This window comes from Micromonospora sp. NPDC047756 (genome assembly GCF_055587245.1).
In genome coordinates, this window is the sequence record NZ_JBVJGQ010000001.1 from 231,645 (window position 1) to 246,086 (window position 14,442).

At 73.1% G+C, this 14,442-nt stretch carries 16 protein-coding genes; 7 read left to right on the plus strand and 9 right to left on the minus strand.

Annotation, left to right across the window (positions count from 1 at the left end; genetic code table 11):
- Positions 1-22 precede the first annotated feature (22 nt).
- Positions 23-847, plus strand: coding sequence for an SDR family NAD(P)-dependent oxidoreductase (locus ACZ6NZ_RS01100; RefSeq protein WP_465855894.1), 825 nt, complete (start codon positions 23-25; stop codon positions 845-847).
- Entirely contained in the window at positions 840-1,133 is a 294-nt protein-coding gene (locus tag ACZ6NZ_RS01105; RefSeq protein ID WP_465854697.1) for a hypothetical protein, read from the plus strand. Before ACZ6NZ_RS01100 ends, ACZ6NZ_RS01105 begins: the two co-directional genes overlap by 8 nt.
- Here the strand turns inward: ACZ6NZ_RS01105 and ACZ6NZ_RS01110 are convergent.
- The 3 genes from ACZ6NZ_RS01110 to ACZ6NZ_RS01120 all read right to left on the minus strand — a co-directional run bounded on the left by ACZ6NZ_RS01110 (position 1,130) and on the right by ACZ6NZ_RS01120 (position 4,083).
- Positions 1,130-2,518 (minus strand): WD40 repeat domain-containing protein, encoded by a 1,389-nt coding sequence (locus tag ACZ6NZ_RS01110; RefSeq protein WP_465854699.1) that lies wholly within the window; start codon positions 2,516-2,518, stop codon positions 1,130-1,132. The genes ACZ6NZ_RS01105 and ACZ6NZ_RS01110 overlap by 4 nt on opposite strands.
- The gene (locus tag ACZ6NZ_RS01115; protein ID WP_279515046.1) at positions 2,515-3,039 is read right to left on the minus strand and encodes a SigE family RNA polymerase sigma factor; all 525 of its coding nucleotides are present in this window, start codon (positions 3,037-3,039) and stop codon (positions 2,515-2,517) included. The genes ACZ6NZ_RS01110 and ACZ6NZ_RS01115 overlap by 4 nt, the downstream gene beginning before the upstream one ends.
- A 69-nt stretch (positions 3,040-3,108) precedes the next feature.
- On the minus strand, positions 3,109-4,083 hold the full coding sequence (locus tag ACZ6NZ_RS01120; protein ID WP_465854701.1) for a DMT family transporter: 975 nt from the start codon (positions 4,081-4,083) through the stop codon (positions 3,109-3,111).
- A gap of 106 nt (positions 4,084-4,189) precedes the next feature.
- Here ACZ6NZ_RS01120 and ACZ6NZ_RS01125 point away from each other — a divergent pair, with 106 nt between their 5' ends.
- Positions 4,190-4,909, plus strand: a complete 720-nt coding sequence (locus ACZ6NZ_RS01125; protein WP_366605337.1) for an HAD family hydrolase — start codon at positions 4,190-4,192, stop codon at positions 4,907-4,909.
- An 8-nt stretch (positions 4,910-4,917) separates the two neighbouring features.
- Here the strand turns inward: ACZ6NZ_RS01125 and ACZ6NZ_RS01130 are convergent, their stop codons facing one another.
- Together ACZ6NZ_RS01130 and ACZ6NZ_RS01135 are read right to left on the minus strand one after the other, a co-directional pair.
- Entirely contained in the window at positions 4,918-5,448 is a 531-nt protein-coding gene (locus ACZ6NZ_RS01130; RefSeq protein ID WP_465854704.1) for a hypothetical protein, read from the minus strand.
- 12 nt (positions 5,449-5,460) lie between these two features.
- Positions 5,461-6,330, minus strand: coding sequence for a PhzF family phenazine biosynthesis protein (locus ACZ6NZ_RS01135; RefSeq protein ID WP_465854706.1), 870 nt, complete (start codon positions 6,328-6,330; stop codon positions 5,461-5,463).
- Between the two features lie 33 nt (positions 6,331-6,363).
- Between ACZ6NZ_RS01135 and ACZ6NZ_RS01140 the strand changes: the two genes are divergently transcribed.
- The 3 genes from ACZ6NZ_RS01140 (at position 6,364) to ACZ6NZ_RS01150 (ending at position 9,518) form a co-directional block, all read left to right on the plus strand.
- Positions 6,364-7,650, plus strand: coding sequence for a magnesium transporter MgtE N-terminal domain-containing protein (locus ACZ6NZ_RS01140; protein WP_366605342.1), 1,287 nt, complete (start codon positions 6,364-6,366; stop codon positions 7,648-7,650).
- A complete protein-coding gene (locus ACZ6NZ_RS01145) occupies positions 7,643-8,293 on the plus strand; it encodes a DUF1003 domain-containing protein (protein ID WP_465854709.1) in 651 nt (216 codons plus the stop codon). Before ACZ6NZ_RS01140 ends, ACZ6NZ_RS01145 begins: the two co-directional genes overlap by 8 nt.
- A gap of 76 nt (positions 8,294-8,369) precedes the next feature.
- A complete protein-coding gene (locus ACZ6NZ_RS01150; protein ID WP_465854711.1) occupies positions 8,370-9,518 on the plus strand; it encodes an Mrp/NBP35 family ATP-binding protein in 1,149 nt (382 codons plus the stop codon).
- Between the two features lie 206 nt (positions 9,519-9,724).
- Here the strand turns inward: ACZ6NZ_RS01150 and ACZ6NZ_RS01155 are convergent, their stop codons facing one another.
- Positions 9,725-10,156 (minus strand): twin-arginine translocase TatA/TatE family subunit, encoded by a 432-nt coding sequence (locus ACZ6NZ_RS01155; protein ID WP_465854713.1) that lies wholly within the window; start codon positions 10,154-10,156, stop codon positions 9,725-9,727.
- 97 nt (positions 10,157-10,253) lie between these two features.
- Entirely contained in the window at positions 10,254-11,690 is a 1,437-nt protein-coding gene (locus ACZ6NZ_RS01160) for a S1C family serine protease (protein WP_465855896.1), read from the minus strand.
- Between the two features lie 301 nt (positions 11,691-11,991).
- Here ACZ6NZ_RS01160 and ACZ6NZ_RS01165 point away from each other — a divergent pair, with 301 nt between their 5' ends.
- Entirely contained in the window at positions 11,992-12,561 is a 570-nt protein-coding gene (locus tag ACZ6NZ_RS01165; protein WP_465855898.1) for an O-methyltransferase, read from the plus strand.
- Between the two features lie 82 nt (positions 12,562-12,643).
- On the opposite strand, the gene ACZ6NZ_RS01170 is transcribed toward ACZ6NZ_RS01165, so the two are convergent.
- Both ACZ6NZ_RS01170 and ACZ6NZ_RS01175 read right to left on the minus strand, forming a co-directional pair.
- On the minus strand, positions 12,644-14,119 hold the full coding sequence (locus ACZ6NZ_RS01170; RefSeq protein ID WP_465854715.1) for a leucyl aminopeptidase family protein: 1,476 nt from the start codon (positions 14,117-14,119) through the stop codon (positions 12,644-12,646).
- A 147-nt stretch (positions 14,120-14,266) separates the two neighbouring features.
- On the minus strand, positions 14,267-14,434 hold the full coding sequence (locus tag ACZ6NZ_RS01175) for a DUF3117 domain-containing protein (protein ID WP_007455245.1): 168 nt from the start codon (positions 14,432-14,434) through the stop codon (positions 14,267-14,269).
- Between the last annotated feature and the right edge of the window lie 8 nt (positions 14,435-14,442).

The following is a 14,442-nucleotide window of genomic DNA, read 5'->3' on the forward strand; positions in this document are numbered from 1 at the left end:
CATGACCGGGGTGAATGGACCTGTGGAAGATCTCACTGGGCGCCGACTGGTGGTGGTGACCGGGGCCAGCTCCGGCATCGGGCTGGCCGCCGCCGTGCAGCTGGCCTGCCGTGGCGACCAGGTGGTGCTGGTCGGGCGGGACCCGGCGCGCCTGCAGGCCGCAGCCGAACGGGTACGGGAGAACTCCGGCGAACGTCCGGAGCTGTTCCGGGCCGACTTCGCCATCCTCGACGACGTACGCCGACTGGCCGAGCGGCTGCGGGCGACGTACGACCGGATCGACGTGCTCGCCAACAACGCCGGCGCGATCGCGTTGCAACCACTGAGAACCGTCGACGGTTTCGAGATGTCGATTCAGGCCAACCACCTGGCCCCGTTCCTGCTGACGAACCTGCTGGCCGACCGGCTGGGCCGGGTCGTGGTGACCGCCTCCGGCGCGCACCGCTTCGGCGCACTCGACCCGGACGACCTGAACAAGTCGCTGCGCGCCTACCGGCCGATGGGCGCGTACGGCACCAGCAAGCAGGCGAACGTCCTGTTCGCCGCCGAGGCGGCCCGGCGCTGGCCGGACGTTGCCTCGTACAGCTTCCACCCCGGTGTGGTCCGGACCCGGTTCGCCAACGACAGCAGGATCGTCGCGTTCGGCATGCGTTTCATGCCGTTCCGCAGCCCGGAGAAGGGCGCCGAGACCCTGGTGTGGTTGGCCAACCAGGAGCGTTCCCGACTGATCAACGGCGGGTACTACGTCGACCGGCGCCCGCGTCGACCGCTCCGGAAGGCGGCCGATCCGCAGCTCGCCGCCCGGCTCTGGGCGGCGAGCGCCAAGGCGGTCGGTCTCGATGACTGACCGGGCCGATGAGCTGACACTCGTCGCGATCGTCGAGTTCGCCGTCGGGGCGGAGGCCGCCGGACGGCGCTACGAGGACGCCGTGCTGGCCCTGCTGGAACGGCACGGCGGCCGGTTGGAACAGCGCCTGCACGGCACCGACGGGCAGACCGAGGTGCACGTGATCCGGTTCGCCGGACGGGCCGGCTACGAGTCGTTCCTCGCCGACCCGGACCGGGCGGCCCTGCGTGCCGCCCTCGGCGAGGCCGCCCCGACCACCCGGGTCATCGAGGTGCACGAGGGTTAGCCGCCGCGCAGGAGTCGGTCTGACCGTCGAGCGCGCCGGCGACGCAGCCACGACAGCACGGGCAGCGCGACCAGGACCGCCAGGACGAACCCCGCCGCGAGCGCCCAGAACGGCGGCGGCCCGTAGTGGGGACGGCCGGATTCGCGTACCGCCCCGTCGATCGCGAGGTCGGCGGCGACCGACAGGTCGGTGATGCCCTCCGGCGTCCGGAAGAGCACCTCCGGCGCGGTCGAGCCCCGACGTAGCACCACGAGTTCCACCGCCTCCGTGCCGACCTCGTGATAGGGCCCCCAGGCGACGTCGTGCTCCTCCGGGCTGTCCACCGCCGCCGGGCCCGGTACGCCGACCAACGCGACCGCCTCGTCCGCCGAGCGCCAGCCGAGCAGTTGCACGAACGAGCGGGAGCGCAGCGGCGGGAACGCCGCGCCGGCCAGCGGGGTGCCGTCGACTGTGGACCGCGGAACCAGCGTCCAGGTGCGTCGGTAGGACGGCACCGGGCAGTCGGTGCAGGTGGACCGGCCGAGGACAGCAACCGAACGGCCGTCCGGCAGCCAGGACCCCGCCCCGGCGAGCCGTCCGCCCGCCAACGGCATCTTCCGGTACGGCTCGGCGACCCGATCCGCGCCCGCGTCGTCCACCCGGGCCAGCCAGACCTCGTCGCGCAACTGGAGGGCGAGGTCGCCGCCGTCCGGCGACAGCGCGGCGGTGCGCCCCGGCGGAACCCAGGTGGTGCCGACCCGCACCCGCAGCACGTCCGCTCCGCGATCCCGGTCGTAGACCCCCACGTACGGGGTGGAGTAGGTGTTCGGGGACGTGAACGTGGTGTCGTCGTCGGCGTAGACCAGGCGTTTCCCGTTGGGCGCGAAGGCGAGTGGATAGCCGTCCGGGCGATCCTTGGTGGTCTTTCCGGACTTCAGATCGAGCAGCGACGTGCCCATCCAGACATACCGGCCGTCCGGGGAGAGCATCGCCTCGAAGCCCGCGACGACCGGGTCGCCGTCCAGCACGCGGTAGCGGTCGTCGTCGGCGGCCACCACAGCCATCCGGGTCTCGAGCCAGTTGGTGCGCACGGCGGGGCCGCCGAAGAGCATCGCCGCGGCACCCGGCGCGGACGCCCGCACCGAGGCGGTCCGAAGCGGCGGGTCGGCGAGTCGGGTGGGCAGGCCCGGGGCGTCGTGCCGGGGGCTGGCGGGCATCGGCAGGGCGACCGGGTGCAGCGCGTACCCGGTGCCCAGGAGCAGGACCAGGACGGCGAGCGCGCCGGCGACGACGGCCCGGCGACGACGGTGCCGGGTCCGCGCCGCGTCGAAGAGCCCTTCCGGTACGCGCGCGGGCGGCACGTCGTCCGCGAGGCGACGCAACGTTTCGGAGAGCCGAGCGGTCACCGGGCCACCTCCTGCGGGTCACGGCCGACAAGTTCGGCCAACTCCGGGGCGAGGACACGGAGCCGGCCGAGGGCGTGGCGGGTCTGACTCTTCACGGTGCCGACCCGGCAGCCGAGCAGTTCCGCCGTCTCCGTCTCGGTGCGGTCCTCGTAGTAGCGCAGCACGAGGACCGCGCGCTGCCGCGCCGTCAGCCGGGCCAGCGCCGCCGACAGCACCAGCCGCAGATCGGTGTCGTCACCCGGCCCGGGGCGTTCCGGCAGCGCCCCGTCCAGCCGCTCCGGTGGGCGGGCCCGCCGCCAGCGCCACCAACTGGCCGCCTGCGTGCAGAGCACCCGGCGCAGGTAGGCGCGCGGGTCGGCGATCCGCTCCCACCGCACCGCGACCCGAGCGAGTGCCACCTGGACCAGGTCCTCGGCATGATGCCGGTCACCGGTCAGCAGGTACGCGAGCCGGGTCAGCCCGGCGGTCTCGGCCCGGACGAAGTCGGCGAAGCCGTCCCGGGTGCGGTCCTCAGTCGTCAACGGATCGCCCTCCTCACCCGGACAGACGCCGGGCGGGCCCGCCGCGGAGGGAACCAGCGTCGGGGTTCCTCACGTCGTGTCGGTCGATCGGTCGGACAGTGGCGTCGGGTCGGCGGGCAGGGCTGTGGGTTCGGCCGCACGGCGGCCGGCGCGGGCACCGCCCAGCACCACCACCGCCACGCCGGCCAGCAGCATCGCCATGCCGAGCAACGCGTACGGGCGGGGCACCTGCCCCAGCCAGGCCCAGCCGAGCAGGGCCGCGCCGGGCGCCTCCAGCAGGATCAGCACGCTCACCGTGGTCGCCGGGATCTTCCGCAGGGCGTAGTTGAACATCGAGTGCCCGAGCAGTTGGGCACCGGCCACCAGGGCCAGGATGGCCAGCCAGGTACGCCCGTCGAAGCCGGTCAGCCGCACGCCGCCGACCAGGCACAGGGCCAGCAGGATCAGCGCGCAGATCCCGTAGCAGATGGTGGTGTAGGTGGTGGTGCTGATGCTGACCCGGGCCCGTTCCCCGAAGGCGGTGTAGACGGCGGCGAACATGGCGCCGATCAGCGCCAGCACGTCACCGAGGACGGCCCGGCCGGAGACGCCGACGTCCACTCCGGTGGCGACCGCCGCGCCGCCGACGGCAACCGCGATGCCGGTCCACACCACCCGGGGCAGCGGACGCCCCTGGGCGCGGGCGATCAGCCCCTGCCAGACCGGCTGGGTGGCGACCAGGGCGGTGGAGGTGGCGACCGAGGTGAGCTGGGCGCTCGGCACCCAGGTCGCGAAGTGCCCGGCGAGGGCGACCCCGGACAGGACGCAGAACAGGCCCTCCCGCCGCCCCGCGCCCACTGTCAGTCTGCGGAACTCGGCGCGGCGTCGGACCAGCGCGAAAGGGCTCAGGACGGCCACCGCGAGCAGGTTGCGCCAGAACGCGATGGCCAGCGCCGGAGCGGCGGCGTACGCGATCAGCGGCGCGGACGACGACACGGCGACCACGGCCAGCCCGACCGCGCCGGTGGTGAGCGGGTCAAACGGCCGGGGTGAAGGTGGGTGCACGGGACGTAATCCTCACACGTATGACGGTCAGCACGGAGAGTCATCACTCCGTTACGATCACGCGGTTCCGCGCCAGCGACCCTCGACCGCCCGGAGGCGCTCTCCCATGCCCAGCTACCAGGCGGTGCTGTTCGATTTCTTCGGCACCCTGACCCGTTCGGTACAACGCGGTGTCGCCCACCTCGGCACCGCCGAGCTGCTCGGATGTCCCACCGAGGTGCTGACCGAGGTGTTGAACCGCACCTACTACGAGCGGGCCAGCGGCCGGCTCGGCGACGCGGAGGCGACACTGCGCTGGGTCTGCGCCCAGGCCGGCGTGGATCCCAGCGACAATGCGGTACGGGCAGCGGTGGCGTCCCGGCACCGGGCGGTCCGCGCCGACACCTGGCTGCGGGCCGACGCGGTTCCGGTGCTGGCGGCGCTGCGTCAACGCGGCCTGCGCACCGGCGTGATCAGCGACTGTACGCACGAACTGCCGGCCTTCCTGCCGCAGCTCGCGATCGCCCCCCTGCTCGACGTACGGGTCTTCTCGGTGCAGGTCGGGCGGTGCAAGCCGGATCCGACGCTCTACCTGACGGCCTGCCAGCGGCTCGGGCTCGCGCCGGGCGACTGCCTCTACGTCGGTGACGGCGGCAGCCAGGAGTTGACCGGCGCCGAGCGGGCCGGGATGACCGCCGTCCGGCTCGCGGCACCGGATCTCGCCACGCACATGGTCTTCAACGCCGACCGGGACTGGCGCGGCCCCACCCTCGGCACCCTGGGCGAGGTGCTCGCCCTCGTCGACGCCGACGCCGCGGTGGCGGGCGTCGGCGGTCGAACGGGCTGATCGACCAATCAGCGGCGGCGGACCCGGTGCAGGCGGAACGGCTTGCGGGTGGCCCGGACCACCGGAGTCGCCCGGGGCGGCTCTGCCTGCGCGTCATCCGGCAACTCCGCGCCGGCCAGCGGCGTACCGGCCGGGGCGAGGCGGTTCACCGCGCATCCGTCGGCGGCCCACCGGGCCACCAGGTCAGCGGTCGGACCGGGCGCGTTGAGGCGCTTCGCCGCCACCAGCGGCGCGGTGACGTCCCACGCCTCGGTGCCCGGCTGCAACCGGCTCACCCGGGCCGGCCAGGTGACGATCCGGCCGCCGTGGTCGCCGCGCAGGGTGACCTGGGCCTCGGTCGCGTCAGCCAGACCCGGTGCGGCCTGCTCGCCCGGCCCACTGACCACCAGCAGCGCGCCCTCCAGCGGGGCGCACCAGAGCGCGAGCGCCGGCCCACCCGCAACGCTGACCCAGGCCACGGCGGCCTTCTTCATCGCCTCGTCGACCAGTGGGGTGCCCCCGGGGGCGGTCTCTTCCGTCACATCCGCATCCTCCCGCATCGGCGCCTCCGCTCAGCCCACGAACGGCGGCACGGCGATCTCGCCACGGGCCACCGGCACCACCTGGCCGGCGACGGTCGCGCCGACCGCCACCCCGTTCGCCGCGGTGACCGTGCAGGTCAACGCGGACGGACGGTTCATCTCCACACCCTGACGGACCGCGTACTCCGACCGACCCTCACCGGGTAGCAGACCGCTCGCGACCAGCCAGACACCGAGGCCGAGAGCCGCCGAACCGGTCGCCGGGTCCTCCGGAACGCCGATCCCCGGCACGAAGACCCGGGCGTGCGCGGTTTGCGCGGCCGCGTCCCAGGAGAAGACGCTGACGTGCGAAACCCCGTACCGCTGCGCCGCCGCCGGGTCCACCCGGGCGCGGGCCACCGACTCCGGACGCACCGGCAGGTACGGGAACTCCAGCCCGCAGCCGGCGACCCGTGGGGCGGGCCCGATGTGGTCCTCGGCGACCAGGCCGGCGATCTCCAGCAACGGCTCCGGGTCCAGCTCGGGCCCGAGCGTCGGAGCACCACCGGTCAGCGTCGCCCCGGACGCCCTCACCTCGATCGGCAGCACACCGGCCCGGCACTCCTGGGTGACCTGCCCCACACCGAACATGCCGCGCCGGCAGGCGGTGACCGCCGCGCCGACGCTGGGGTGCCCGGCGAACGGCAACTCCTCCACCGGGGTGAAGATCCTGGCCCGGTAGGTGACGCCCACCTGGGTCGGCGGCAGCACGAACACCGTCTCGGACAGGTTGAACTCCAACGCGAGCGCCTGCATCTGTTCGGTGGCCAGCGCTTCCGCACCGAACACCACAGCCAGCGGGTTACCGGCGAAGGGGCGGTCGGTGAAGACGTCCACGATCTCGTAGGCCAAGGTCGACATGTTGATAAACACTAGGCGCTTAGGCTGGTGCCCGTGAGTACGCCGACCCGGGTCTACATCGCCCGTCTCGCCGGAGTCGCCGTCTTCGACCCGAACGGTGACCAGGTGGGCCGGGTTCGTGACGCCGTGGCACGGCTGCGGGCGACGAAGCGCCCGCCGGAGGTGGTGGGCCTCGTCGCCGAGATGCCGATGCGTCGCCGGATCTTCCTGTCCATCAACCGGATCACCTCCATCGACGCGGACGCCGTCGTACTCGGCTCCGGCACCCTCAACCTGCGCCGGTTCGAGAAGCGCCCGAACGAGCTGCTGGTGCTCCAGGAACTGCTCGACCGGCGGGTGCAACTCGACCCCGGCGGCCAGCCCGGCGCCGTCGTGGACGTCGCGATGGAGTGCACCCGGGGTGGCGAGTGGTCGCTGACCCGTGTCGCCGTCCGTGAACAGACCGGTCGGCTCAGCCGGCGTGGCCACCTGCACCAGGTCGAGTGGGACCGGGTGCGCGGGCTCAGCGGCATCGCCGACAACCGGGGTACGGCGAACCTGCTGGCCGTCCTGGAGGACATGCGCCCCGCCGACCTGGCGAACGCGTTGCAGGACCTGCCCGACGCGCGCCGCAACGAGGTCGCCGCCGCTTTGAACGACGAGCGACTGGCCGACGTGCTCAGCGAGCTGCCGGAGCACGACCAGGTGGAGATCCTCGCCGCCCTCGACCGGGAGCGGGCCGCCGACGTCCTGGAGGAGATGGACCCGGACGACGCCGCCGACCTGCTCAACGAACTGCCCCCACCCGAGCAGGACGTGCTGCTGGACCTGATGGAGCCGGACGAGGCCGACCCGGTCCGCCAACTGCTCAAGTACACCCCCGGCACGGCGGGCAGTGTGATGACCTCGGAGCCGGTCATCCTGCCGCCGGACGCCACGGTCGCCGAGGCGCTGGCCCGGATCCGGGAGCCACAGCTCTCCCCCGCCGTGGCCGCGCAGGTCTTCGTGACCCGGGCGCCGCAGAACACGCCGACCGGCCGCTACCTGGGCATGGTGCACTTCCAGGCGCTGCTGCGTGAACCCCCGGCCGACCTGCTGGGCAAGGTGGTGGTCAACGACATCGACCCGCTGCGCCCCACCACGCCGCTGCCGGAGATCACCCGCCGGATGGCCACCTACGACCTGGTCGCCATGCCGGTGATCGACCGCAACAACCGGCTGGTCGGTGCGGTGACGGTGGACGACGTGCTGGACCACTCGCTGCCCCGGGACTGGCGGGACCGCGACGCCCTCGTCGCCCCGGGCACCACCGACCCCGCGCTGGACGGCACGGATGGCTGACCAGCGTCGGATGGAACGCCTCGACCAGCCACGCGAGCCCCGGGGCGTCAAGCTGCCCCGGTTTGACGCGGAGGCGTTCGGTCGCTGGTCCGAGGGCATCGCCCGGGGCATGGGCACCGCCAACTTCATCGTCGTCATGACGGTGGTGATCACGATCTGGTTCGTCTGGAACACGTTGGCCCCGGCGAATCTGCGCTTCGACCCGTACACCTTCACGTTCTTGACCCTGGTGCTGTCGTTGCAGGCCAGCTACGCCGCCCCGCTGATCCTGCTGGCCCAGAACCGGCAGGCCGACCGGGACCGGGTGGCCCTGGAGGAGGACCGGCGACGAGCCACCGCGCAGAAGGCGGACACCGAGTATCTGGCCCGGGAGATCGCGGCCCTGCGGATCGCGCTCGGTGAGGTCGCCACCCGCGACTTCCTCCGCTCCGAGCTGGCCCGGTTGGCCGAGGAACTGGACGAGGTGGGGCAACGCCGGCAGCGACTGGAGCGCCGCCAGCAGGAGAAGGACAACCGGCAGGAGCGCCACGGCCCGCGGCCGGCCGACGGCGTCGGCCTGGAAGAACCCCGCGACGACCTGGACGGCGACTTCACCCGCAACGCCCGGCCGGACGGCACCGGCCCGCGCCGGTCGGAGGGTTGACCGGCGGGTCATCGATTGGCTCACACCGCCCCGGGCAGCGGCGGCAACGGATGCCCCGCGACGTAACATTGCGGGCATGTCAGCACCCGTGAGCACCGTCGAGGACGCGATCCAGGCCGCCCTGGCCACCGTCAACGACCCGGAGATCCGCCGGCCCATCACCGAGCTGGGCATGGTCCGCTCCGCCACGATCGGTGCCAGCGGTGTGGTCCGCGTCGAGCTGCTGCTCACCGTCGCCGGCTGCCCGCTGAAGGACAAGCTGCGTACGGACATCACCGCCGCCGTGGCCGCGGTGCCCGGCGTCACCGGCGTTGAGATCGACTTCGGGGTGATGACCCCCGAGCAGCGGCAGTCGTTGCAGTCGCAGCTGCGCGGCGGCGGCGCCACCGAGGAGCCCGTCATCCCGTTCGCCCAGCCCGGCTCGCGCACCCGCGTGTACGCGGTGGCCAGCGGCAAGGGTGGCGTCGGCAAGTCCAGCGTCACCGTCAACCTGGCGGCGGCGCTCGCCGCCCGTGGGCTCTCCGTCGGGGTGGTCGACGCCGACATCTACGGCCACTCGGTGCCGCGGATGCTCGGCACGGAGGCGCGGCCCACCCGCGTCGAAGACATGATCATGCCGCCGCAGTCGCACGGCGTGAAGGTGATCTCCATCGGCATGTTCACGTCCGGCAACGCCGCGGTCGTGTGGCGCGGCCCGATGCTGCACCGGGCGTTGCAGCAGTTCCTGGCCGACGTCTACTGGGGCGACCTGGACGTGCTCCTGCTCGACCTGCCCCCGGGCACCGGTGACGTGGCCATCTCGCTGGCCCAGTTGCTGCCCAACTCGGAGATCCTGATCGTCACCACCCCGCAGACCGCCGCCGCCGAGGTCGCGGAGCGGGCCGGGGCGATCGCCCTGCAGACCCACCAGCGGATGGTCGGCGTCATCGAGAACATGTCCTGGCTGGAGCTGCCGGACGGCTCGCGGATGGAGATCTTCGGCGCTGGCGGTGGTGCGGCGGTGGCCGAGTCGCTGAGCCGGACCATCGGCGCGCAGGTGCCGCTGCTCGGTCAGATCCCCCTGGACACCCGGGTCCGCGAAGCCGGCGACGCCGGCAACCCGATCGTGCTGGCCGAGCCGGAGTCCCCGGCCGCTCAGGCGCTCGGCACGGTCGCCGACCGGCTCGCCCTGCGCCGCGAATCACTGCTCGGCAAGCCACTCGGTCTCAAGCCCGCCGGTCGCTGACCAGCCGCGACACCCGTCAGCCCGTCGACCCCTGTCGGTCGGCGGGCTGAGTCGTGTCGGTGCGAGGTCCGCCAGGCGCTGGCCGAGCGCTGGCCGCCGTGGTCAACTCGGATTTCTGAAAACCGGGGCATCCGGCGCCGATTGACGCGACGACTTCCTGAAAACCGAGTTGATCGAGACAAGCGCGGGTGCCGGGGGCGGGTCGTTCAGGTGGCGTCGTCGTAGCTGACGCGGGGGGCCGGAGCCGGAGCCGAAGGGCTGCTGGTGGCCGTGCTGGCGGGCGAATTCCCGTTCGACCGCAGGTCGGCGGCGTTGGCCACGTCCTTCAGGTCGTTGTGCACGCCGCTGACGTCCGCGCGCAGGTTGTCGTAGACGCCCTGCAACGGCTTGCGGATCGCCGCCTCGTCCTCCTCGCTGAGGAGGTGCTTGCGGATGAACGCCTTCGGGTGCAGGTCTTCCAGCTGAATGTCGGTGCCCAGCTCACGGCTCAGGTCACCGGTGGCGTTGCGGGCCATGTTGCGCAGGTTCCGCACCAACCGCAGGCCGTCGGTGATCACGGCGGGGAGCCGGTCACCGAAGATCAACAGCGCCAGGAGCAGCAGCGCACCGATCTCCCACCAGTTCAGGTTGTCGAGCATCCCGCGGGCCTCCTCTCGGCGTCAGCAGCAAGACTACGCACGGCGGAGGGCTTTCGGGCAAGGGGTGCGCCGCTGTTCACTGCGCTTGGGCGGTGAGTCACTTCGCGTCCGCGGCGAGAGTTACCGAGGTGTTCTGCCGGGCGGAGCCCCGCCGATACTCGACGGTCACGACCGAACCCGGCGCGTACTTGCGGACCAACGCCGTCAGATCCGTCGGCTCGGTCATCGGCCGCCCGTTGATCTTGAGGATCACGTCACCGACCTTGAGCCCCGCGCCGTCCGCGGGGCCGGACGGCTCCACCTCGGCCAGCCGCAGGCCGCCCCCGACGACCCCGGTCGGGCCGTCCGCCCGCGCGCCGATCACCGTACGCCGGGCCTTGCCGGTGCCGATGATGTCCTGGGTCACCCGCTTGGCCTGGTTGATCGGAATGGCGAAGGCGAGCCCGATGTTGCCCGCCTCCTGGCCCTCGGCGACCAGCGACTTGATGGTGGAGTTCACGCCGACCACCCGGCCGGCGCCGTCGACGAGAGGGCCGCCCGAGTTGCCGTGATTGACGGCGGCGTCGGTCTGGATGGCCGCGTAGTAACGCACCGGGCCGCCCGGCTCGCCGGCCTGCATCGTCCGGTCCAGGGCACTCACGATGCCGGCGGTGACCGTGTTGGCCAGCGACAACGGCGAGCCGATGGCGAGCACGGGGTCGCCGACCGCCAGCGCGTCGGAATCGCCGAACTCCACGGGTCGCAACCCGGGACGACTCACCTTGATCACCGCGATGTCCGACTCCGCGTCCTGGCCCACGATGGTCGCCGGCGCGGTGCTGCCGTCGTTGAAGACGACCGAGGCCTTGCCGGTGCCGCCGGCCACCACATGGTCATTGGTGATCACATGGCCGTCGGTGGTGGCGATGAAACCCGAGCCCTCACTGGTCCCGCCGAGGCTGCTCACCCGTACGGTGACCACGCTGGGCAGGACCCGTTCGGCGACCCCGGCCAGCGACTCCGGTTTGCGCTGCGCCAGCGCCGGCACCTCCGCGGGCGCAGCGCCGAGGACCGCGGCACCAGCGCCACCGCGCACCGCGAACGCGTAGCCCAACGCACCGCCGAGGGTGCCGGCCAACAGCGCGGTGATCACGGGAATGAGCAACAGGTGGCGCAGTGTCGGCCGGCCGGGCGCATCGGGGTCGGTGACCGGCTCGGGCTCGGCGCCGGGAGCCACCACGCCGGGCACCACCACAGCGGTCGGGGCCGCCGGGTCGCGCCAGGGGTCGGCGAGCGCGTCCGACCACCAGGCCGACGCATCGGCCGAACCGGGCCCGCCCGAAGCCGGCGCCGGCCAGGCCGGTGCCGGTCCGCCGGACGACGCCGGCCAGCCCGGTGCCGGCCCGCTGCCTGGCGGGGCAAGGGGTGGGCGGTCAGCCCCCGGCATGGTCGGCGGCCCCACCGACGGGGCTCCTGCCCCGGGCGGTCGCGCCGGAGCCGGAGTCTCACCGCCCCGGCGCCAGTCCCAGCCGTCGGTCACGTCGGTGCCTCCCAGTCCGTCCCCGGATCCCGCGCCGCGTCGCCCGGCCACGGGCCGATCCGGTCGCGGCTGACGGGATACCGCCTCCAGGATTGCACGGATGGACGCGGCACAGTCAGCGGTTGCCCCGGTGATCGCTTCCGGCGGAGGCGCGGCTGCGCGCCCCACGACCGTCGCCTCTACGCTCACAGTGCCAACCCGCCCCCGCACCACGCACCGCCCCCGGAGGTGCCCCATCGCCACGGTCGCCGGTTCCGGCAGTTCGACGACACAGGCCCAGCACTTCGCCGAGTCGTACGTCACCGAGGATCTCGTCCTGCGTACCGCCCGCAGCCTGGCCCGGGAGGTCGGCCTCGACGCGGTCACGCCCGGCGCGGGCGCGGCGCTGCGGCTGCTGGCCGCCGCCGGTAACGCCCGTGCGGTGGTGGAGATCGGCACCGGCACCGGGGTCAGCGGTGTCTGGTTGCTGCGCGGCATGCGCGCCGACGGCGTGCTCACCACCATCGACGTGGAGGTGGAGCACCAGCGGATCGCCCGGCGGATCTTCGCCGAGGCCGGTTTCGCGGCCGGGCGTACCCGGATCATCACCGGTCGGGCACTCGACGTGCTGCCCCGGCTCGCCGATGGCGCGTACGACCTGGTATTCGTGGACGCGGAGGCGACCGGCTTCCACGCCTGTGTGGAGGCGGCGCTGCGGCTGTTGCGCCCCGGGGGCGTGCTGGCGCTCAACGGCGTGCTGGCCAGCGACCGGATCGGCGACCCCTCCGCCCGGGACGCGGAGACGGTGACGGTTCGCGAGACGATCAAAGCGGTCCGGGAGTCGGAGCACTGGATCCCCGCGCTTCTTCCGGTCGGGCACGGGCTGCTGGCCGCGGTGAAGTGCTGATTCGCGCCCAGGACGGGTCAGAGCCCGGGTCGCCCCGAGGCTCCGACCCGCGCGCTAGTCGACGTCGGCGAGGACCCTCGCGCTAGTCGACGTCGGCGAGCCAGCGCAGCAACGAGCGGACGCCCCAACCGGTGGCGCCGCGGCTGACCTCGGCCTGGTCCCCGTCGGCCCAGGACGGGGCGGACATGTCCAGGTGCAGCCAGCGGTCTCGTAGTTCACCGGTGAACTCGCGCAGGTAGAGCGCGGCCAGCACCGAGCCGGCACCCTGCGTGGGTGCGCTGTAGAGGTCGGCGATCTCGCTGCCGAGGTATTCCACGTAGTCGGTGTGCAGCGGCATCCGCCACGCCGACTCACCAGCCGCCTCGACCGCCGCCAGCACGCTGGCGGCCAGTTCGTCGTTCTCGCTGTAGAGGGCGGCGGTGCGCTTGCCCAGCGCCACCGAGTTCGCGCCGGTGAGCGTGGCCAGGTCGAGCAGCAGGTCGGGTTTGAGCTGCCGCGCCGCGTACGCCAGCGCGTCGGCGAGGACCAGGCGACCCTCGGCGTCGGAGTTGGTCGTCTCGCTCGTCGTACCGCCGTAGTGCCGGATCACGTCGCCGGGGCGGAACGCCGAGCCGCTGACCATGTTCTCGGCCAGCGGGGCCAACGTGGTGATCCGGACCGGCAGCCGCAGCGCGGCGGCGCCCAGGGTGGCGGCGACGACCGCGGCCGCGCCGGCCATGTCCTTACGCATCAGCTTCATCGACGCCACCGGCTTGATCGAGATGCCGCCGGTGTCGAAGGTGATGCCCTTGCCGATCAGCACCACATGGGTGCGCGCGTCGGCGGGGTGCCAGTCCAGTTCGACCAGCCGCGGTCCGCTGGCGGAGCCACCGCCCACGGCGAGGATCCCGCCGAAGCCCTCGGCGGTCAGCTCGGCCGGGCCCCGGACCCGCAGCCGCAGGTCCGGCAGGTCGGCTGCGGCCGAGGCCACCTGATCGGCGAACCACTGCGGGTTCTTCACCGAGGAGGGGGTGTTGGTCAGGTCCCGGGCGAGATGCGTCATCGCGGCCGTGGTTCGGGCCGTGGCGACGGTGTCCTCGTACCCGGTGGGGTCGTCGAGCAGCAGGTCGACGCCGGTGAGCGCCGGTCGGTCGCCGGCCTCGGTGAGTCGGAACCGGTACGGGGCGAGCAGCAGCCCCTCGGTCAACCCGCGGACCGCGGCCCGGGTCACGTCGGCCGGCAGCGCGATGGTGATATGCGTCTCAGCCGAGGCTGAGCGGGCCAGGGCCGCGCCCGCCGTCCGCCAGGCCGCCTCGTCGCCGTCGCCGATGCCGAGCAGCAGCAGCCGGCCGGGGGTACGCCCGGGGCGCAGCTGGGTGTGGATCTCGCCGGTTCGGCCGGTCAGCCGGGCCGCCGACACCAGCGCGGCCGCCTCGTCAGCCGTGCCGTCCGGGCCCGCCACGGCGGTCGGTACCGGCTCGGCCGAGGTGTCGCCTTCCGCCGTCGGATCGGCGGAGCGGACGGGCAGGACGAGGACGTCGAGCCGGTCGGGCTCGGCGATCAGACGAATGGCGAGCACGCGGAACCGCACCTCCAGGAAAGTGTCGCGGGTCGGCAGCCAACCCGCCTGCCCGCAGCATTGAAGACCCTGAGCCACCGGTGGTTCCGGTGGCTCAGGGTCCACAGAACGTTCCGGGCGGCCGGAGCCGCCCGGAGCACTCCTTACTCAGCCGGCCGCGGCCTTCAGTGCGTCACCGAGCGCGTTGGCCTCGTCGGGAGTCATCTCGACGACGAGCCGGCCACCGCCCTCCAGCGGGACCCGCATGACGATGCCCCGCCCCTCCTTGGTGACTTCCAGCGGACCGTCGCCCGTCCGCGGCTTCATCGCCGCCATGTTGTCTC

Excerpts from the sequence above, each read along its gene's own strand:
- ACZ6NZ_RS01125 (WP_366605337.1), top strand. The coding sequence starts at position 4,190 with ATGCCCAGCTACCAGGCGGTGCTGTTCGATTTCTTCGGCACCCTGACC.
- ACZ6NZ_RS01130 (WP_465854704.1), bottom strand. The coding sequence starts at position 5,448 with ATGCGGGAGGATGCGGATGTGACGGAAGAGACCGCCCCCGGGGGCACC.
- ACZ6NZ_RS01155 (WP_465854713.1), bottom strand. The coding sequence starts at position 10,156 with ATGCTCGACAACCTGAACTGGTGGGAGATCGGTGCGCTGCTGCTCCTG.
- ACZ6NZ_RS01145 (WP_465854709.1), top strand. The coding sequence starts at position 7,643 with ATGGCTGACCAGCGTCGGATGGAACGCCTCGACCAGCCACGCGAGCCC.
- ACZ6NZ_RS01135 (WP_465854706.1), bottom strand. The coding sequence starts at position 6,330 with ATGTCGACCTTGGCCTACGAGATCGTGGACGTCTTCACCGACCGCCCC.
- ACZ6NZ_RS01150 (WP_465854711.1), top strand. The coding sequence starts at position 8,370 with ATGTCAGCACCCGTGAGCACCGTCGAGGACGCGATCCAGGCCGCCCTG.
- ACZ6NZ_RS01175 (WP_007455245.1), bottom strand. The coding sequence starts at position 14,434 with ATGGCGGCGATGAAGCCGCGGACGGGCGACGGTCCGCTGGAAGTCACC.
- ACZ6NZ_RS01105 (WP_465854697.1), top strand. The coding sequence starts at position 840 with ATGACTGACCGGGCCGATGAGCTGACACTCGTCGCGATCGTCGAGTTC.